At 57.5% G+C, this 20,232-nt stretch carries 11 protein-coding genes; 3 read left to right on the forward strand and 8 right to left on the reverse strand.

What is annotated here, in order from left to right; all coding sequences use genetic code 11:
• Window positions 1-7 precede the first annotated feature (7 nt).
• From FHS27_RS05280 to FHS27_RS05295, 4 genes are all read right to left on the reverse strand, one after another.
• The gene (locus tag FHS27_RS05280) at window positions 8-1,801 is read right to left on the reverse strand and encodes a sigma-70 family RNA polymerase sigma factor (RefSeq protein WP_184302704.1); all 1,794 of its coding nucleotides are present in this window, start codon (window positions 1,799-1,801) and stop codon (window positions 8-10) included.
• Between the two features lie 267 nt (window positions 1,802-2,068).
• On the reverse strand, window positions 2,069-4,183 hold the full coding sequence (dnaG, locus tag FHS27_RS05285) for a DNA primase (RefSeq protein WP_221224894.1): 2,115 nt from the start codon (window positions 4,181-4,183) through the stop codon (window positions 2,069-2,071).
• Between the two features lie 927 nt (window positions 4,184-5,110).
• Window positions 5,111-9,760 carry a vWA domain-containing protein gene (locus FHS27_RS05290; RefSeq protein ID WP_184302707.1) on the reverse strand — a complete coding sequence of 1,550 codons (4,650 nt, stop codon included), beginning with the start codon at window positions 9,758-9,760 and terminating at the stop codon, window positions 5,111-5,113.
• A 315-nt stretch (window positions 9,761-10,075) separates the two neighbouring features.
• The gene (locus FHS27_RS05295) at window positions 10,076-10,306 is read right to left on the reverse strand and encodes a DUF4339 domain-containing protein (RefSeq protein ID WP_236624807.1); all 231 of its coding nucleotides are present in this window, start codon (window positions 10,304-10,306) and stop codon (window positions 10,076-10,078) included.
• Window positions 10,307-11,172: 866 nt separating this feature from the next.
• Between FHS27_RS05295 and FHS27_RS05300 the strand changes: the two genes are divergently transcribed.
• Complete coding sequence (locus tag FHS27_RS05300) at window positions 11,173-11,571, forward strand: hypothetical protein (RefSeq protein ID WP_246419130.1); 399 nt, start codon at window positions 11,173-11,175, stop codon at window positions 11,569-11,571.
• A 31-nt stretch (window positions 11,572-11,602) separates the two neighbouring features.
• On the opposite strand, the gene FHS27_RS05305 is transcribed toward FHS27_RS05300, so the two are convergent.
• On the reverse strand, window positions 11,603-12,514 hold the full coding sequence (locus FHS27_RS05305; RefSeq protein ID WP_315854466.1) for a DUF6655 family protein: 912 nt from the start codon (window positions 12,512-12,514) through the stop codon (window positions 11,603-11,605).
• A 552-nt stretch (window positions 12,515-13,066) separates the two neighbouring features.
• Between FHS27_RS05305 and FHS27_RS05310 the strand changes: the two genes are divergently transcribed.
• Together FHS27_RS05310 and FHS27_RS05315 are read left to right on the forward strand one after the other, a co-directional pair.
• A complete protein-coding gene (locus FHS27_RS05310; protein WP_184302713.1) occupies window positions 13,067-13,951 on the forward strand; it encodes a response regulator in 885 nt (294 codons plus the stop codon).
• The gene (locus FHS27_RS05315; RefSeq protein ID WP_184302715.1) at window positions 13,936-15,627 is read left to right on the forward strand and encodes an ATP-binding response regulator; all 1,692 of its coding nucleotides are present in this window, start codon (window positions 13,936-13,938) and stop codon (window positions 15,625-15,627) included. The genes FHS27_RS05310 and FHS27_RS05315 overlap by 16 nt, the downstream gene beginning before the upstream one ends.
• Before the next feature lie 90 nt (window positions 15,628-15,717).
• Here the strand turns inward: FHS27_RS05315 and FHS27_RS05320 are convergent, their stop codons facing one another.
• The 3 genes from FHS27_RS05320 to FHS27_RS05330 form a co-directional block, all read right to left on the reverse strand.
• Window positions 15,718-17,010, reverse strand: a complete 1,293-nt coding sequence (locus FHS27_RS05320; RefSeq protein ID WP_184302718.1) for a hypothetical protein — start codon at window positions 17,008-17,010, stop codon at window positions 15,718-15,720.
• A gap of 166 nt (window positions 17,011-17,176) precedes the next feature.
• The gene (gene fliM / locus FHS27_RS05325; RefSeq protein ID WP_184302721.1) at window positions 17,177-18,493 is read right to left on the reverse strand and encodes a flagellar motor switch protein FliM; all 1,317 of its coding nucleotides are present in this window, start codon (window positions 18,491-18,493) and stop codon (window positions 17,177-17,179) included.
• Between the two features lie 8 nt (window positions 18,494-18,501).
• Window positions 18,502-19,764, reverse strand: coding sequence for a glutamate-5-semialdehyde dehydrogenase (locus FHS27_RS05330; RefSeq protein ID WP_184302725.1), 1,263 nt, complete (start codon window positions 19,762-19,764; stop codon window positions 18,502-18,504).
• Window positions 19,765-20,232: the final 468 nt, after the last annotated feature.

The raw sequence follows: 20,232 nt of genomic DNA on the forward strand, positions 1-20,232 counted from the left end.
TGGCTGACTAGGCAGCCGGGTTAAGGTACGACGAAAGTCGTTCGGCACGCGAAGGGCTTTGCAGTTTGGCAACCGCTTTCGCCTCGATTTGCCGAACGCGTTCTCGGGTCACCTTGAAGATTCGTCCGCACTCCTCGAGTGTGTAGCTGTATCCGTCAACGAGGCCATAACGAAGGCGAATGATTTCACGCTCACGGAACGTCAACGTCTTGAGCAAATCATCGATTTTATTTCGCAACATTCCGCTGGCGGCCATGCGGACCGGGTTGTCGTTTTCGTTGTCTTGGATGAACTCACCAAAACTGCTGTCTTCGCCTTCGCCGACGGGGCGATCCAGACTGACAGGATGACGACCGATATCCATCACGCGTCGCACTTCTTCGATCGGCACTTCGGTCGCTTCTGCGATTTCTTCGTAGGTCGGTTCGCGGCGGAGGGTTTGGGTGAGACGTTTTTGCGCCTGCCGGAGTTTGCTCAACACGTCGATCATGTGAACCGGGATACGGATCGTACGGGCTTGGTCAGCAATCGCACGCGTGATCGCTTGGCGAATCCACCACGTGGCGTAGGTGCTGAATTTGAATCCGCGACGATACTCGTATTTGTCGACCGCTCGCATTAGGCCCGTGTTTCCTTCTTGGATCAAGTCCAGGAACGAGAGTCCGCGGTTGCGGTACTTTTTGGCGATCGAAACGACGAGCCGAAGGTTACCGGCGCTGAGTTCGCGTTTGGTTGCTTCGTATTGGTCGAAGAACTTGCGTGTTCGCACCATGCGGTTGTGGAGGCTGCGAGGGCTCTCTTGCGTGACGAGCATGAGTTCGCGGAGTTCTTGACGCAGGTCGGCGGCTTCGTCGCGGCTCATCGCGTCTTTGCCGAGTGAGGTCAGGCGATCACGGATGAAATTCATGCGTCCCGAGATTTTCTCGAGTTGGTGCAGCAGCGGCGTGACGCGGCGACTGCGGAGGCTCAATTCCTCAACCAGTTCGAGGCATTTGCGGCGGCGACGCAGGAAGCGGTTGCGAACTTCCGCTTTGAGACGCGGTGAGACGCTGCGACGGACGAGGATTTCAAAGTCCGCTTGGTTTTGTTCGAGCAAAGGTTCGAGCGTTCGCAGGTTGTGCGGCATCCGCTGTGAAATTTGCTCTTTGGTCAATCGCTCGGTGAGCGAGACCTTGATTGTGCGGTCGAAAGGAAGTTCGCCGCTGTGGACCTTCTTCAGCACGTCGACGGTCGCCCGCATGGCGTAATCGGTTTCAAGCAACGCGCGGCGGTATTGCTTGCGAGTGATTTCGATTTTCTTTGCCAGCGAAATCTCTTGTTCGCGGGTCAGCAATGGGATCTCGGCCATTTGGCTCAGGTACATCCGGATCGGATCTTCGCTCGCCTTGGGCAGGTCGGCGGCGGTTCCCAATACTGGTCCGCCGGTGTCCTCAACGCCGGTCAGTTCGTCCGAGGATGCCTCGACCGTGTCGTCGGTGTCGGCGGCTTCTTCGGCAACGGCATCGATATCTTCGTCGAAGTCACGCATTTCGCCGGACAGATCTTCGCCTTCACGGAGACCCGCGATGTTGGGTTGGGAAACGCGACGTGGTTTTTGAGTCGCAGCTGCCTCACGTGCTTTTTTCTCGGTTGCTTCGATCAATGCGATGCCACGGCGTTCGAGGGCCAGCAACAGCGTATTGAGCTTCTCCGGATTGACGTCTTCGTCAGGGAGGTAGGCGTTGACTTCATCGTAGGTCAGGTAGCCGTCCTTGGCACCGCGGGCGATGAGTTGCGAGAGATCTTGGTCCATCAATTGCATGGTTCTAACTTCGTGTTAAAAGGGTCACGTCCCATCATGGGACGGTGAGCCGGTGTCGGTGTGATTGTCATGGGCATCGGTGAGATGTCATGGCGACCACTGGGTGACGATTCGTTCGAGAGCGGGAACGCTCGTACGAATCAACCGACGTGGGCTCGAAAGCGGGAAACTAACGTGATTGGGTTATGTTCGAGAAAGTCTCGGGATTTAAAAACTCGGGGCTCGAGGGACATGGTTGGTGTGCAACGGAATGACTCCGATAGTCACTTAACGTGGATTGTGGCGAATGCGTTCGGCGGCGATGATCGCTTGCAGGACGGCGAGCTCTTCATCTTCCGGTAACGTGGCTGATTCCAGTTGGACGATTTGTCGTGATTTCTCGGCTTCGAATTCACGCTCGTGAAAACGTGTCAGGATCGCGGCGTAGCGTTCGTGAGGGCTCTCGGCGATGCGATCGGCGCGAGTGTCGACACGTTGTTGCAACGTGATAATTTGGTTTTTCAAAAATTCATTCTCGAGCAGTGTCAACAACGAGGCTGAATCGAGGTCGTGACCTTGCAAGTCGAGATCTTGGTACGCCGACAGAAGCATCTTCGCCGTTGTCGATCGCAGCCAATCGGGGTCGATCGCTTCGATCGCCATCGCGGCCACTTCGGGGCTCTCGAGCAGTGTTTCGAACAGTTCACGTTCAACACCGCTGAGCGGTTGGGATTGCGAATGGTCGGTCCGTTGCGATGGCGAGAATGATCGCGAGGGAGTGGAAGGGACGCTGCCGGTAGGTGGCATGGAGTCGTCGATACCGAACATCGCGGCATCTTCCATCGCGGCCGAAGCGAACGGGTCGTCGAATCCGAAGTCCGCGTAATCGTCTTGCGGCGGCGGTGCGGTGGGCGCCGTGCTCGAAGACGGTTTCGATGGAGCGTTGTGTTGGGCAGGGCCGTTTGGTTTCTTCTGATAGCGAGCTTTCTTGGCTTCGCTCTCTTTTCGATCGGCACGAAGAGCGTCGAGTCGTCGTGACAAACGGTCAACGGGCAGTTCAAACGTGCGACTCATTCTCATGAGCAATTGGTCAACCTTCAGCGACGCGTGATCGTCGTTTTGAGGGACCTTCACGAAAAGACCGAGCAGTGTTTCGATTGCCGAAGTAACACGGTGCGTGTCGCGGGTGATATCGACACCCTCGGTAAGTCGGGCAATTTTATGATCGACCGCATCGGGGGCATTGGCAGCCATGTCCAGCAGTGCCGGGGCCGAATGCGCGGCGAGGAAATCGGCCGGGTCGGCGTTATCCGGGAGCGTAAGGATTCGGAGATCCGCGTCGGCGGTAACGAATAGTTCGAGCACTTCTTCGGCGCGGCGGCGTCCGGCGTCGTCGCCGTCGAGTACCAAAACCACTCGCGGCGCAAACCGTTTGAGAATACGAACGTGTTGTGCGGTCAGAGCGGTGCCGAGAACAGCGACGGCATTTTCGATCCCCGCCATGCGAGTTGCCACGACGTCGGTGTAGCCCTCCATGACCAACACTTCGCCAGCCGATCGGATCGCGTCGCGTGCCAAGTCGAGGCCGTACAGTTCGGAGGACTTCCGGTAGAGCAGCGTTTCGGGACCGTTGAAATACTTGGCCCCCGCGGTCACTTTGCCACCGGAGGCGGCGACGGTTCGATCAGCGATTGCCGGGATGATGCGGCCCCCGAGCGAAATCACTTTTCCATGAGCGTTGTTGATCGGGAACATCAACCGGCCGCGAAAGAAGTCGTAACATCCGTCGTTGCCCGATTGGTTTCCTGGTCGATTGCCTCGTGACTTCGCGACGCCGCAGGCAACGGCGACTTGTTCAGTGAAGTTTTTGCGTTTCAAAAGATTGACGGCAAAGTCCCACGAGTCGGGCGCGAACCCGATTCGGAAACGTTCACGATTTTCGTCGTTGATCCCGCGGGAGGCGAGATAGTCCCACGCCGCTTTGGCGTCATCAGACTTGCGGGCGTCGAGTTGTTCGTAGTACGCCTGGGCTACTTCTTCAATCGCGGCAGCGAGAGTGGCTTTGTCATCGGGATCACCCGGTTGCGTTTTCGGGCCTTTGCGATATTCGGGAAGTTCGATACCAGCCCGTTCAGCGAGCATTCGTAATGCTCCCGGGAAATCGACCCCTTCACGCTGCATCACGAAACTGAAGACATCGCCGCCAATGTCACAAACCCAGCATTTCCAAGACTGTCGCTCTTGGTTAACCGTCATCGACGGTTTGGTGTCATTGTGGAACGGACAGCGGGCAACGAAGTTGCGCCCCTGTGGACGTAGTTCGAGGTCGCGACCGATGACATCAACGATGTCGGACGCGTTGCGCACTCGTTCTTTTACGTCGAAGTCCGTCTGGAATGACAAACTAGCGCTCCTGCCAGTAACGTCGTTGACAATTGAAAACAGATTCCGAATTAGGAAAGTCGTTTTCGCTTATCTCCGACACGATTGCGTTGTGGCACATGCCCTCGTGTGAATGTGCGGATGAGAGTGAACACGACTGACGTGTTGATCATCTCACCGGCCATCACGCTCAAAGCAGATGCCGTTAGTGAATCGGTCGACCCGTTCAATCACGACTGCGATTGGTGCATCACCCTTCCTGAGTGACCGGCCCGCCCGCATCGTTGACGATCATCGAAAGAGGGCCGAAGCAAACTTCCTGTGCGTCGTGATACGAACGAAATGCCGAGGCAAATTTCGATTCGGTACGTCCCTGTAGCGTCGTGTCTCAACCGGGGTGGGGTGGTGTCCCGCAAGATCTCGCCGGTTAGCCGCTTCGTTACAAGCAAGACATGAGTTTGGTGACCTTTGGAATACCAGTCAATAGCAATCAGTCTGCAAACTTGAGCCGAAATCGGAAATTGGATGAAATCTTTTTGATGCCAGCAAAACAGGCGAAAACTCCTTTTGAGACGGCGATTTCGGTGGATTGAGCACCTGTCCTCCCCGTGATGTCACCGCCGATCGAAAATCAAAAGAAGTGTGCGATTTTCTGACGAACGATCTCAGGACCCGCAGTAGAACTCTTTCACGGAGGAGCTTTCACAGAGGAGAACGTGCGTCAGTTGTTCGAAGGAGGCTGTGGGCCATCTCCCGAGCCATCATGACGAGAACGGGAAGGCAGTGCCCTCAGCGATTGGCCAAAAAAAAAGAAAACCCTGCGACCGTGATCTTCATTCGAAGAATTACGCGTCGCAGGGCTTAGGAATCGTTCCGTGATTAGGACTGTCGCGACATGGGACGACGTTTGGGGGCGTCGTTGCATATGCGATCGGAATCCGGGCTGGTTTAGAAGACGCCGCCCGCTCCCCCGGCCGCGCCACCAGTAGCGCCGCCACCGACACCGCCCGTCGCTCCCCCACCGCCGGTTCCACCGGTTTCGCCGGTGACGAAGTTGAAGGTTGTCACGTCCGCGATCTGGATAAACTGTGGTGCCGGGCTGATCCGAACATAACGCCGGTCTGCCGAGATGATCGCCAGCGCGAGCATCGAGGCCCCTTCAGGAATCGTGGTGATTTCAGGCCGGTAACCGACGGCACCGCGTGGGAAGAATCCTCGACCGTTGCCGTTTTGCACGCCGGGATTCCCCGACGAAGATGAAGACGAAGAACTGAGCGATGGGAAATCTCGCAAGAACTCTTGCATGATTTCGCCGTTGCTGACGCCACCTCCCGCATCGGGGCCCGCGAACTGGCCGAGTACTTCGCGACCGGCTTTGCGGCCGAAGTCTTGAAGGTGGGCGAGTTGTGCTTGAGCGAGTTCCTCTTTGCGTTGTCCCGATTTGACTTCGAAGATCACAAGAGCGTTCTTTTCCATCAACGGAACTTGTTGGCGAATGAACCGCTGATTCGGACGGCCGACATCAGTCAGGATTTCGACGGTGACCTTCCCGGTCGCGACGTTACCCCAAATCCGACGCAGCATCACGCGGTATTCACCACTGAAGCCACGCGGGCACAGATACGTTTCGCAAACTTGGCCAGTCGGATCATCGGCTGCGCCCGGGAACGCGTCTCCCAACAAAGTACCGCCGCCGGAGCTGGTCGGTGTGTCGAGCGAGCAAACCGTTCCGGCGGGTTCTTCCACCGACAGATCGACGTCGGCGTCACCGGTCCAGCAAACGCGAACGATGGCGTCATGCGACGAGGCGCGACGTAGTGCTTCGCTAAATTGCGAGGCGCCTTCGGTGTCCCCTTTTTCAAGTAACTCTTGATGAGTCGCACGGGCGAGCAAGCGGGCTTCCTCGACCAAGGGCTGCATCTGAGCCTGCCAAGCTTGGCCGAGCACGCCTTCGCATGCCCAGGCCAAATCTTCGTTGTTGCCGAGTCGTTTGGCTAATCGAAGACCCGTGACGTAAGGTTCGCGTCGGTCAGGATCGACAGCGGATAACTGACGACACAATTTCAACGCAGCGGCATCACAACGGATGGCCTCCAATCGACCGATCACGTTTAGCACATCGTCGGGGGTTTCGGCAAAGTCAACCGCCGACAACAGAGCGCGTTCGACTTCTGCGTCAGAGGCATTCGTCGCGGCCAGCGCGATTGCGTACGCCTGATACATCCACGGTTGGATGTGTCCGGCGGAGATCGCACCACCGATCACGGATCGAATCTCTTCAAATTTCTGACGAGCATCCGATTCGTTTCCGGCTTCCTGCAACGACGATGCCTTTACGTTGAGTTCACCCACGGTCGCTTTGACGCGGCGGTCGAGAACGGTCAATTGTTCTGCCGAATCAATTTTCAATCCGGCGAAGTAAGCACGCCACAAGTCCTCGAGCGATTGGCCGTCTTTCGCGGTCAAGCGGATCGGGCCGTAGTCGTTCGGGTCCTGGGACAGAACGGGTTTGGTTGGCGTTGCTTCGGTGGAAGATGCCGATGCATCCGCAGCGGGTTGGGGTCGGCTGGCTTTGTCCTTGAGGGAGACTTCGTCAGGAACGACGAACATGCCGCCGCCCATCCCGCCGCCACCCATGCCGCCCATGCCGCCGCCCATGCCGCCGCCCATGCCGCCGCCCATACCGCCGCCCATGCCGCCGCCCATACCGCCACCCATGCCGCCGCCCATGCCGCCACCCATACCACCACCGAGGGCGATCACAGGGACAACAAGGTCGCCGACGGGATAGACTTTCGTCACGAGATTGGTATTGGCGTCGTCTTCAGTCGTGATGTTGAGCACTTCGTCTTGGATCATGTAAGTCAGTTCCAAGTCACGAAGCATCAGACGCAAGAACGAACGAAGGGACACGTTTTCGAGCGAAATGTCGACAGGGGTGTCTTCGGTCAAACCGTTGCCTTCGATGGCCGTGCGGTTGATGCGAATCGGAATGTCATGAGCTTCCGAAAGCACGCGGATCGCTTCGTTGAGTGGCGTTTCAGGGAAACGTTGTGAGGTTTCGTCGTCGAGCGATGCTTCGATCCGACGTTCGGTTTCACTGTCTCCGACCAATTCGATCGCACCGTAGCGTTCGATCCGACGACGGCTCAACCGTTGCCAGACATCGGCGTCGGGGTACACGATTGGTGGTTCGTCGACGAACGGGATCGCGGACTTCAAGACCAACGAGAACGCATCGATGAAGTTACGCTCGCGAAGTTCACGATACCGACGGTCACGTGCGTAGGTTTGCAAACTGAGTGTTTGGTCAGTGACGTGCCGACCGAGAACACTATCGAATGTGATTGTGTCACCGGCGATGCGAGCGATTTCAAGCGAAACGCCACCATCGGCTTCGGTGTATCGGCCTTCGTCGATCAACGCGTTCATCTGAGCCGAGAGAGTTTTCAAACGGGCTTCGCGACGGAACGTTTCATCGAGGAGTCGTGCCGATGCGGTGGCACCCGCGGAGACCGCTTGCAAGTTTACTTGTTGTTCAAGGAAGGCGGCTTCTCGTGCGGATGCGACCTGAATCGATGCACGCACTTCGCCCATCAGTTCGCGACGCAGTTGAGGGTCGATGTCCGGAGTCGATTCGACACGGGCCAGAAGGCTCTTCAAGCTGCCGGCGACGCCAACGGGATCTTGACGGATCAATCGTCGGGCTTCGCGAAGTTGTGCTCGCACTTCTGCGCGCAAACGGCCTTCGGCACGCGATCGCAATGAATCAACACGATCCATCAACTCTCCGCCTGATTCACGTAACTCGTCGTCACCAACGGGACCACCAAAGGCGCCGCCGGGTGCGAGCATCGAAGGTTGTCCGGTTCGCGGTGCGGTTGGGTTCGGTGCAGCGAATGGTTCTGCTGGTGGGGCCGTCGGTTGCGGTTGTGGCTCGACCGTCGGTTCTCCAACGGCACCGAACGCGTCGCCGGCACCGAACGGATCGTCGACGGGCGGTTGCGCTGGTGTCGCGTCGTTCATCGGAGCAGCCGGTTCGGCGGCACCGAACGGATCATCCGCACCGGCGTCGAACGCGGGTTCGTCTGCCATCGCGTCGCCGAACGGATCGGCGGCAGGTGCGGGTTCGCCGGCGGCCGCTGGTTCAGCATCCGCAGCAGGTTCGGCCGCGCCAAATGGATCGTCTGACATTCCGTCCCCGTCTCCGCCAAAGAGATTGTCGAACGGGTTCTCATCGACCGGGTTTTGGACGATGAGCGTTTGATCGGAAGGGTCCGACATCTTCAGGATCGCTTTCGCGTCCCGGTTGTTCGGGTCGTCTCGCAGGGCTTTCTCGGCGACCGCTTGAGCGCCACGCCGGTTGCCTTGTTGCAACGCCATGCTGCCCGCTTCGGCGAGAGCCTCCGCGCGATGAGCGAGCATTTGAGCGGTTTGACGCAGCATCGGAGAGCCGGCCGTTGGCAGCAACAACCCGCGGTTGCCCGCGTGTTCGGCAATCAAGCCAGGCAAGAACGCCATGTCGGGGTGACTGTCTTCGATGTCAGCAGCGAGGCTGAGCGTTACCGATTCACCAGCGACGGTCCCGTGGATTGCCAGGGACAATTCCTCGCGAGGTGTTTCGATGCTGCCGATGAGGATCGAATCGCGATCCAAACGCAGTGGTGGGAAACGATCACCGTGGATCCAAGTCAACGATTCGCTGTCCGAACCGGTTTCGCTGCTCGCGACATCATTGATCCAGATCGGGCTCAGTTTCGCCGAATCTGCAACTCCGCGGGCGATCACGGCGGCGCCGCCGACGGTTGGGTCGTCGCCAACAACACCCAACACGCCACCGGTTTGGTTTGCCAAGATGGCGATCGATTCGAGGTTCTTGGAAGGGCCAATCGCGATCGAGTGAACGCTGATGTGGTCCGACCGCAATGCGTCAACGAGGCGTTCGAAGCGAGCGGCGTTCTGAATCGCATCGAGTGATGTCCCGTCACCGATGTAAACGATTGCTCGTGAATGGGTTTTGTCGCTCGCTGCCAAAGGTGCCCGAACGTTGTCGAGAATCTTGACGAGGTTGGTGTTCCCCAGTGGCAAACGGCGATCGAGTTGTCGGACCGCAGTGATGATTTCAGGGGCCAACGCCGTGGAGAATTCCTGTGTCAACGCGAGTGAGTCGACATCGGCGGCAAACAACTGCACGCGAGTCTTCTCACCGTCGAGGCGACGCAACAACATTTTGACGGCGGTCATCGAGTCGGTGCGGTAAGCGCCGACCTGGCTGGCGGAGGTGTCCACCACGACGACCACGTCGGTCGGTTGATTCGAGACGGCGGCCATGATCGCATCGTCAGCACCGGGTTGAACCGATACCGCGATCGACGGCGAGTTGCCATCTTCCAGCGTGTAGCTGACGATTCGGGCCGATGTTTCTCCGGTCAGCGATGCGGACGAGTCGTCGGCAAACGCGACAGAATCGTTCATCGAAATCGCAGTGATCGCCACCGTCAGGCATGCGAACAGTAGCGACGCGGGATTGGCGATACGCCAACGACTTCGTTGGCTAGGAATGTCAGTAAGGGCCTGGGCGGCACGTGGCGTCATCATCGGAGGCTCGAGATGGGGGAGAGAAGAGAGGCGATACGCTCGCGATATCATGCAAATCACTCGTTAAGGGGGACATCTTGTGGCGAGAGAGCGTGCGGAATGGAGTCAGTTTATTTATCGAAAACTGAGATTCCACGAAAAAAACCTCGTTCCAGGCGAGCGAGGGCAGAATAGGGTTCCGGTTGTAAGGTGTAGCGTTTTGCAACACTTGATGCAAAACACTACAGCGTTCCGCTGCACTCGCCTGTGAAAGGCTTTCAGTACGGCTAATAACGCTATTCCGGTGCCAAAACCGGTCAGATTGCCAGAATTGATCTAGGTGACCTGATCCTGAGCGTTGGGGTTTGCTTTGAGCCAGCGAGCCATCGCAGGACCCACCGTACTCATTGGGACCCACCGTTCACGGGTCTTCCGACTCTGCACCAGCGTCTCAGGTTGTATCTTTCCCGCGTCGATCCGCTGGAGCAGATCTTGTTCACTGATGGGACCCACACGTTTGGCTTTGTGGAACCATCCGCTGCTCATGTAGAACCAGTCTGCGCTCATGGTTGGGAACTCCATCGGTTACGGCAGTGCTAGCAACGTTGCTCGCGTGGCATGCATCGATCTCGGAACAGATAAATCTGCGTTCATGATTCAGAAATTTAAAAGTCGTATTTCATGACGCAAAACGATGGTAGCGTAAGTTAGTGCCCCGTTGCAAGAAAATCCGGGAGTTTTGTTGTCAACATGATGCGCGTCTTTACGAGTGATTTCCGCCTGATTCGTATCGGCGTGCCCCCCGGATGCAGGGTGGTTGTGAGGTTACTGCTCGGCTCACGGGAGTGCAGGTGATGATGGGCTCTCGTGGGGGGCCACTGGAGCAATTAGACGAGGTCGGAAATGCGATGCGGCCGATGCCCGAAGTCTTTTGCCTGCCGTTGTTTTCGCTGCTGGGGCGGGAAAAAGATTGACGAGATCGAGCCATCGTCGCCTCGTAATGACCGCGACGAAGAAAACGGCGTTATATTCCCCCCGAATGGATTCGAGTTTGGTGCGATCGGGTGTGTCCGTTGGGATCGGAAAGCGTTGGCAGGGGAATCACGGGGGCCCGTTTCCCTTCCGCGTTCGCTAACTTTTGTGGTCCGGCGGCGCCGAGGAATTGAGTCCATCCGTCATCTCGACGGTTTTCGTTGATCTTGATGCAGTCCTGAGGACCCTCGCATTTGGACCGGATTTCTCATGTCGAAAACCGAAATTCGCCAGCCTCACGTTGGATTTTGACCTATTGTTGGAGTGAACGGTTTGCTGGCGCGGTGGGCCGGTCGCGTCAATGACAGCGGCCGTCGGTTGAGCAGACCATTATCCCCGCCACGCGGCGGTCGTTCGTTTCGAGGAAACGGACTCTCGCTACAGATAAGGATCCTTGCTCTATGACACTCTCTCCCGCTTTTTCTGACTTCCCCAATTCGTCCGGATCGAATTCCGGTGTGAGTGCGGCGTCAGGGTTTGCACATGACCGAGCCACGGCCGCATCCATGGGATTGTTGCCGACGATTCCGACGACAGAACCAAACACGACACCATCCTCGCAACGCGAACCGGTCAAGGACCGCCGTGCCGCGAACCGATCGGGACAACCCGGACGTGCCGGCGTTGAACGGCGTCAGTTCGGCAGCAGCCACTCAGGATTGTCAGCCGAAGGTCGCGATCTCGCGTCTGCCATCGACGCTTACAAGTTGAAGCACCATCGTCGTTACATCACGTGCGATGAAATGTTGGTCGTCTTGCGTTCACTTGGATATGAGAAACCGTCTACCGCGAGCGAGTAAGCTCTCACTCTTTACCACCGGACCACGTCACCTAACGTACGATCGTTTCGGAATCGTTATTGATTTCGTTTGCGATCATCGGTGGCAGTTCATCTCCGGGAACCAAGCCTGTGCCTGGTATCATTCCAGGTCCGTTTCCGTCGACTCCCGAATGGAGTACCGGCCATCCACCGTCGAAGCGAGTTTCGGCCGTGTAATCGACGGGCGGACGGTCGAATGATTTCGGAGGCGACCCGGTGTTCTTTCGGCCGAATTTCAACAGTTTGCTGCCCGCCAGTCGCGTCTCGGATCGAATCGATCCGGCTTGAAATGGCCCGATCCCCATCACCCATGTGTCGCGTGCAGTCGATCGTGATTGGCTGATTCCGGATTGCCAGATCGCCCGGCGAGTTTCGCGGTCGTAGGCGAACGCGGCAATTTTCGCGGCACCTTCGCGGGCGTCCCGGCGAGCGAGCGCGATCTCGGGAACCTGTGGAACCGACGGCGTGCTCGGCAAAAGTGACGCAGCCGATCCGATCATGTTGTTTTCGGGGACGCCAAATGTCACCCGGTGATCGTCGGCGCCGAGGGTCCCGATGCGTGCTTCGATGACGATGTCGGCGTCCTTGTTGCTGTCCTGCATCAAACAGCCCGCCGCCATGATTTGTTGTCGAAGTGCGCTGGTGACATAGTCCGCGTTGACGAACGAATCGCTTTTGACCGAACGCAAATAACTGGTGTCGAGAAAAACCTTCTCCCCGCTGAGAGGTCGAAAGTCAATCGTCGAGACGCTCCGATCAACCGCGTCGGAGAGAAGCAGTTGTTCGGTCGCTTGGTGGTCTCGCGTCGTTCCGCATCCGGCAATGGTTGTCATGCAGGCACACGCGATCGAAAACACGAGCCAGTTTTTGAAGACTCGCGGTGTGAGTTTGTCGCTCGGTGATGAAAGGATATTTGAACGCACGGGAATAGCGTGAACGCCAGCGGTCCAACGATTCGGCAGGGTAGGTGGAGCAAAGGAAGGCGATCGGTCGCACTTGCAAAACGGTGTCGCGGTGCCACGTGATCGGTTGAAATCAAATCTCAACACCCATGAAATACCAGCATGTGCTCGACCGGGGCAAGGCAGGAACCAATGGATCTGCAGTGTCTCTGTGTCCCATATCCTGTGTGTCTTGCCGTGGCGGGCGGGATTGCCTGGTTTGCCAGCGTTGCCGTCGCGGTTGTTTTTTGTGAAGGCCGGTGTCGCTCATCGCCATCGAAGGAGAGTTGCCCACCCGAGAGACCGATCGTATATTTGCAACCGAGTTTCCCGCTGAGATATGCATACGATTGCACTGACGAGGCTGGGCGGCGCCTCCCGTAGGTCTCGATGATGAGCCGGCGGGCGGGCAATGGCGTTTCACGCAGGCACCGAGTGTTGCCTGTTGTGGGTGATCGCTCATTTCGTGTTCTGTCGGTTTTGTTCCGGCGGCGCTGTCCGTCAATCGCATCGTTTAAGCAGGAGGCTATCGGTATGTTAGTGTTGTCGCGTCGTGCTCAGCAACAAATCTCATTTCCCAATCTCGGCGTCACGTTAAGCATCCTTCAGGTGCGAGGACGGATCGTCAAAGTTGGCATCGAAGCGCCGCCTGAAATCACCGTCCTAAGGCAGGAAACGCTCGGCAAGACGACGGGGCAGCCGAGTGCCGTTGAGGCGTTTGAGGCTTCCCATCCAGGGACCGCGTCCTCGTTTCAAGATTCAACCGCGTCAGACGATACCACCGCGGCGCGAGACGATGCCGAACATTGGCGACGCAATCAACTCAACACTCTCGGTCTCTATCTCGATGTGATCCAAATGAATTTGGATTGCGGTGAGACCGAAGATGCGAAGTCGGTTCTCGAGACGTTGATCGCCAATCTCAGTAACCACAATCGCAAGCTCGCGCCGACGCTAACCAGCCCAGCGATTTCGCACGTGAACGACGAGACGCCGATTCACGTTTTGGTGGTCGAAGACAGCGATAACGAACGCGGTTTGATGACCGTGTTGTTGGCGAAGTACGGATTCGTCGTTCATGTCGCGAGAGACGGTGCCGAGGCGTTCGAGCAATTGCAGCAGTGGGCGGTTTTGCCCGACGTGATTCTGATGGACATGCAGATGCCGATGTTCGACGGTCTGCAGGCGCTGCAGCGGATTCGCGAGGACGTGCGTCTTCGCGACGTTACGGTTTATGCCGTCACCGGATCACGACGAAATCAACAAGACGAACCTGTCGGGCGTGGTTGGGACCGTTGGTTCGCCAAACCAGTTGACGTTGAACAACTCATGCATGCGATCACGGAAGATTGCGCGAAGACTCGCGCCGGCGAGAATCGAATTGCTGGACAGGGAGTCGGTGCATGTCGTTTCTCGTGATCAATCGCAACGAACGTTCTTGGTCGGCTCTCGGTTTTCGCTACGCGACCGCGATCCTCAGCACGGGGGTCATGATTTGGGTGCGATTCCTGTTGCAGCCTTGGCTTAACGAGGAGTGCCCGTTCAGTCTGTTTTACCTCAGTGTTCTGTTGACGGCGTGGATTGCCGGCATTGGGCCCGCCATTCTCGCGATCGCTCTGGGAACGTTTGCCGCAGCGCACTTCTTTATCTTGCCATCGGCGAGTTTATGGGTGGATCACCTGCCGGATCTCGTGCAGTTGATCATCTATGTGTTTGTTAACTGCGTGGCAATCTTCCTGTTCGAACGTGCCGAACGGGAGCGACGGTTGGCGGAGACTCGGTCGGCCGAAAATCAACGTCTCAGTGACGACCTGCGCCGCGCCGACATTCGCAAGGATGAGTTTCTGGCGTTGCTCGCACATGAACTCCGAAACCCGCTCGCTCCGATCCGATCGAGCCTTGTTTTGTTAGAGCGAAAGGTGGACTCGCCTGACGTGGTCCGGCGCGTGCGTGACGTGATTCATCGTCAAACGTTACATCTGATCCGGCTCACTGAAGACTTGCTCGACGTCTCGCGTTTCTGTCAAGGAAAGGTGGAGCTGCAGGTTTGCCGCATGGACTTGCGAAAGGCCGTGCATGATGCGATTGAGATGGTCGAGAGTTCATTTGACGCCAAATCGCAGCGTTTCGAAACGATGTTACCCGACCATCCGATTTGGATCGAAGGAGACCGCGTGCGGTTGGCCCAATTGACTGCCAACCTGCTGTGCAATGCTTCGAAATACACGCCCGAGGCCGGTCGAGTGGTGTTGAACCTCGAGCAGATCGAAGGTTCGATCTCACTGGTGGTGTCGGATAACGGGATCGGATTTGATCCCGACCAAGCCGAACGCATCTTGGAACCGTTCGTTCAAATGGACGGCAGTCGAACGCGTGAATATGGCGGGTTGGGTGTCGGCCTGACAATCGTCAACCGACTCGTGTCGCTGCATCATGGTCGATTGTCGGCAAACAGCCGCGGACCAGGGATGGGCAGCAGTTTCTCGGTGACGTTGCCACTCGCGGCAGCCCCCGAAGACAGCAAGGACGTATCGAACGATCAATTCGAACCAGTGGGTTTGATCAGTGAAAACCGTTTCTCGGCGCCAACGTTTCCAATGCCAATGCTACCTCCACCGATCTTCACCGCCGCAAAATTCTCTGCACCAAAGATTCCCGCGCCGAAGTTTGCGGCAAAGCAGGCAGCCGATTCGAAACGGCTGTTATTAGTCGATGACAATGCCGACGCGTCTGCAATTTTGGCCGAGTTGTTTCGGTTCGAAGGCTTCTGTGTCGAGATGGCGAGCGACGGCTACGAAGCCGTTCAGCAGGCGCGGAGTTGTCGGCCGGACGTCATTGTGATGGACATCGGTCTGCCCGGGATGGACGGATATGAAACGGCGAGGCGAATTCTACGGTCGAATACGAGCGGCGATCTCAAACTGATCGCGTTGACCGGATGGGGACGTCCAGCGGACCGTGCACTCGCCGCGGAAGCCGGGTTTCATTTGCACCTGATCAAACCGGTCGCGTTCCGAGAACTGCTCGCTCATGTCCAGCGGGTGATCGCGGAACAGGACAGCGGTATGACCGGGCAGCCGGTGGTGTCGCTGTAGTCGGCAGCGGCAGATCGCCGTGCCGGAGAGATGCTCGCGTGAAGGAGGTGCACGCGGTATGGTTGGATGAGTGCCGCCTCGTTGGGCGGTTTAGTAGCGACCACGGTTCGGTGCCGAGACGCGGCTACTGACTTGAGGAACCATCGGAGCCTGAGTCAGGTTTTGCGATGCTTTGCCACGGAATTCGACAAACATCAACGCGTCGGCACGGCCGGCCGTGGTGCCCGTGATCGCACCAAGATCAAGGAAAGGCATCGCGGATTGCGTGCGATCAGGGCTAGCGACGACGCCGCACGAGAGCAGCAGCACCATGTCCGAAGGCCAACGGAAACGTTCGTGCAAACGCCAACTGACGAGTTGCGGGACTTCGATTTTGGTTCGGTGGACCTGTTGATTGGGCAGAGGCAGGTCGAGTTCAACGGGCACAAACTTGTCGACTTGGTCGATGTTCGCGTTGATCACACAGTCGAGTGTGCGTCCGTCAACGCTCAACAGTGGGCTGAGTTCGAGTTGATAGCCTTCTTGGATTTCCCCGGTTTCGGGTTCATAGGGAGGCCATCCGGCGGGAGACGGTTTGACGTTGATGACGTAGTTGCGTCCACGGGTGCTGGCGAGTTTTTCGGTTTGCCCGTTGTGCATGATCAGGTCAACCGCCTGAACTTGTCGAACGTCGGTTCGTTGACGCAGCAAGTTCATGACCAGAGCGGCGTTCTCTTTTGTCAGCAACCAGGCTTGGATGCCGGGAGTTTGTACGCTGACATGTTGCATCAACATGTGGGCTCGTGAACGCCAGTTGGGATTGCCGACCGTCATGACTTTGAGGTTCATGACTTGCGGGTCTTTGTCACCGGCGACGAATCGATCGACGATTCCCGCGATGACTTGATGCATTTCGTTGGTGTGATAGACGGTGAGTTCGTCACGGTCGGCGCTCATGAATCCGAACGGTTCGGTATGCCAAACGTCGGTTCCTGTTTCTCGAACGATCCAGTCCACCACGGCTTGGTGAGGTCGATCGTGAGTCGTGAGGTAACCGGTGTAGGATCGTAGGTCGTAGACGCGGTGTTCTTGCCCGGCGCCGCGTGGCAATTGTCCACCGGAACTGAGCTTTCCGCCCGGGGAACCGCCGGGGTTAGGTTGGTTCGGGGCCGCTTGCAGGCTGGGGGGCGTGTCGGCATTGCGAGGCATGAAGCCGCCTTGCGGCTGCGTCGAAGGTGGTTGGGTTCGGGACACCGAACTCGACGGAAGAGCCATTCCCTGCGCAAACGTTGCTTCATTCGAAGTCAAAAATGCGATGAGGGAGATCGCAAAAATCGCAGTCTTTCGGATCGCGTCCTGGATGGTCACAGGGGCGGGCGCGAGAAGGGTTGGATTGCGTCGCATGATGTGTTTGTTGAGCAAGAGGAACGGCCGTCGAATTGCCGGTGACGGGCATGCGTGCCTGTCGCCAACCGTTGCTCCTGCTATAAGAATTTTGCAGCCCGCTACGCAATATGAATCGCGAGGAAAACTCGGCGGAGCCGGCGTTATTCGCGATTTTTCTCGCCCCCTATTTGTTCTCCGCCTGCGCCAGCAATTTCTCCGCGTTCGCCAAAGCCACCTCGGCTTCAGTGAGTTGAGGTGCGGGCGTCTCGTCGGCGGGGTCCGCAGCGGGAGTCTCGTCGGCGTCGGGTTCTTCGGCTCGTCGTTTCGTTTCCATCATCGTTTGAATCTGGACGGCCTTTTTTCCTTTGTAGGCACCCGCCGACGCGTGGAATTTGGGGACGTCCTGAATCGCGACTTCGAGTGACTGCCCGACTTCCTGTTCCGTGGTGATGATATCGCCGACCGACAGATCGAGCAGATCGCTGGTTTTGATTCGGCTGCGGGCGAGCGTGACGACGACGTCAACGGCTGCGGTGTCGATGCTGTCGGTGATTTTCCGTCGGGTGCGATCGGTGGGTTTGCTTTTGCCGTAGCCGACCCAGCCGTTGCGAGAGAGTTTTGTGTTGTATTTTTCGATCGAGTTGAAGGGGATGCACAAGTTCATCATGCCTCGGTTTTTGCCGAGCAGAACTTCGAATCCGATCAAAATCGCGACTTCGTTGGGAGGAACGATTTGCGCCAGTTGTGGATTGCTCTCGGTGGATTCAATCACCGGTTCCAACTTAATGACGTTTTCCCAGGCCGGGACAATCTGTTCTAGAAACAAATCGACCACGCGGCACATCAGTCGGGTTTCGATCTCGGTGAGAGGCCGGCGGATCGTTTCCCCTGGTACCGGATCGCCGCCGAGCATCCGGTCGATGATCGCAAACGCGAGCGAGGGGGCGATGTCGAGGACCCAGTGGCCTTCCAGGGGCGAGGGTTTGATGATGTTGAAGCAACTCGGGTTGTCCAGCGAAAACACGAATTCGCTGTACGTCAATTGATCGACACTGAGCAGTTTGACCTCGAGCATGGTCCGCAGCAGGCCCGAGATCGATGCACCGAAGTTACGTGCGATTGACTCGTGGAGCGACTGCATCGCCCGCATTTGGTCTTTGCCGACTCGCTCAGGCCGCTTGAAATCGTAGGCGGTGATACGTGCCCCGGGCTGAACACCGGGGGAATAGGGCTTGCCTTCCGGGCTGCGTGCTTTGGTGCCCGAAATCATCGGACCGCGGTCAACGTCCGTTTTTTCGTCGGTGACTTCCGAATCGGTACTGGGCGAATCGGCAGATGGGGAATCAACGCTCGCGGTCTCTTCCATGGTTGAGACGGCGTCCTCGGTCGCGGCGTCTTCGGAATCGGACTCAGTTGCAGCGTCGTCCTCGTCCAAATTGGCCGTTTCCATCGCCTTAAGCAGATTTTCGACTTGATTTTGGCTCAGTGATTCGTCGGACATAAATAACCTCAGCTTCGCAGATGACCGTTCCCACGTACGATGTACTTGTAGCTGGTCAATTCACGCAACCCGCATGGGCCGCGAGCGTGGAACTTATCGGTGGAAATTCCGATTTCGGCCCCTAATCCGAACATTCCGCCGTCATTGAACCGCGTGCTGGCGTTGACCATCACGGCGGCACTGTCGATTAAGTCCGTGAATTTCTCTGCGGCCGCGATTTTACTGGTGATGATCGCCTCGGTATGGCCGGAACCGTATCGGGCGATGTGTTCGGCGGCCTGTTCCAGGGAGTCGACTACCGCGATGCTGATCGTTGGGCCTAGATATTCGGTCCCGAAATCCTCCTCCGTGGCTACGACGCCGCCAGGAATGTGTGGCAGGGCTCGTTCGTCGGCTCGCATTTCGATACCACGCGATGCCAACCGTTCCGCAATGGCGGGCATCGCATCGGCCAAGATCTGTTCGTGAATTAGCAGTGATTCACAGGCGTTGCACACGCCCAAACGTTGGCATTTTGAGTTTTCAATCACGTTGACGGCCATTTCGATATCTGCGCTGGCGTCCACGTAGACATGGCAGTTTCCGTCATAATGCTTGATCACGGGCATGGTGGCCTCGGCCGCAACGCGGCGGATCAGGCCTTCCCCACCGCGTGGGATTGTGACGTCGATCAGCTCGTGCATCTTCAAGAATTCGCCCACCGCGGCTCGATCGGTCGTGCCCACCAATTGGACGGCGTTTTCAGGAACACCGACTTTGGCTGCCACCCGGCCGAGAATTTCAACGATCGCTCGGCTGCTATGCATCGCTTCTTTTCCGCCACGCAAAATCACCGCATTGCCGCTTTTGACGCAAATGCCGGCGGCATCCGCGGTGACGTTGGGACGGCTTTCGTAGATGAAAAACACCACACCCAATGGCACACGGCGTTTTTCGATCCGCATTCCACCCGGACGGGTGAACCCGTCGAGCACTTCCCCGATGGGATCTTTCAGTGCCGCGATTTCACGCAGACCGGTGGCAATCCCTTCGATTCGACCCGCGTCGAGTCGCAGCCGATCAATACTCGCGTCCGTCAGCCCGTACCCTGGGGCGGCGGCGAGATCCTGTTCGTTGGCGGTCATGATCTCGTCAGTCGCCGCGATCAACGCGTCCGCTGACTCGAGCAGCCACTGGTCTTTGATCGTCGTATCGAGCGACGCAAGCTCCCGGGACGCCTTTTTGGCAGCGGTGGCGGTTTTCAAACAGGTTTCAGACAACTCAGCAGACATACGTTTGGTTTGGCAAGGATGGATTGCGGGAGATTCAGTGAGAGCTTCGCGAAATGGTCGTGCAGCTTAGGACAAGACGGCTTTTGCGTGCAAGGAGCGTTGCATGAGAGGAGCGGCAAACCGTCGCGGCGGGCCTCCGTCCCAAAACAGGAATTGTCCTGAGCCTTGATTGTTCTGCGACATAATAGGTCAACCCACGGAAAGGAAAGCCCTCAAGGCCAGACACGACCGGTTTCGCACCGAGTCACCCGAGCATCTTGCACGACGCAGCGAAGCATCCTGCACCTACGACGGAGACGCGAATGGTGAACGGTGTTCGTGAAGTGCAATCTTCATCTCGTTCGACGCCCAACGACGTTCCGGTTGGCCTTAGAATGAGCGGGTGTTATTCCAGAGAGGTTCGGCGGTCACGAGGTTCGTGCGAATGGATTGTGGACGTGGAGAGTGTTTCGTGATGCGAGTTCTTGC

It is taken from the genome of Aporhodopirellula rubra (assembly GCF_014192335.1).
GTDB lineage: Bacteria > Planctomycetota > Planctomycetia > Pirellulales > Pirellulaceae > Rhodopirellula > Rhodopirellula rubra.

What these genes read in the sequence shown, in the direction of transcription:
- FHS27_RS05280 (WP_184302704.1), bottom strand. Translation starts at nt 1,801, where the DNA reads ATGCAATTGATGGACCAAGATCTCTCGCAACTCATCGCCCGCGGTGCC.
- FHS27_RS05290 (WP_184302707.1), bottom strand. Translation starts at nt 9,760, where the DNA reads ATGATGACGCCACGTGCCGCCCAGGCCCTTACTGACATTCCTAGCCAA.
- FHS27_RS05295 (WP_236624807.1), bottom strand. Translation starts at nt 10,306, where the DNA reads ATGAGCGCAGACTGGTTCTACATGAGCAGCGGATGGTTCCACAAAGCC.
- FHS27_RS05300 (WP_246419130.1), top strand. Translation starts at nt 11,173, where the DNA reads ATGACACTCTCTCCCGCTTTTTCTGACTTCCCCAATTCGTCCGGATCG.
- FHS27_RS05310 (WP_184302713.1), top strand. Translation starts at nt 13,067, where the DNA reads ATGTTAGTGTTGTCGCGTCGTGCTCAGCAACAAATCTCATTTCCCAAT.
- FHS27_RS05315 (WP_184302715.1), top strand. Translation starts at nt 13,936, where the DNA reads ATGTCGTTTCTCGTGATCAATCGCAACGAACGTTCTTGGTCGGCTCTC.
- FHS27_RS05320 (WP_184302718.1), bottom strand. Translation starts at nt 17,010, where the DNA reads ATGCGACGCAATCCAACCCTTCTCGCGCCCGCCCCTGTGACCATCCAG.
- fliM (WP_184302721.1), bottom strand. Translation starts at nt 18,493, where the DNA reads ATGTCCGACGAATCACTGAGCCAAAATCAAGTCGAAAATCTGCTTAAG.
- FHS27_RS05330 (WP_184302725.1), bottom strand. Translation starts at nt 19,764, where the DNA reads ATGTCTGCTGAGTTGTCTGAAACCTGTTTGAAAACCGCCACCGCTGCC.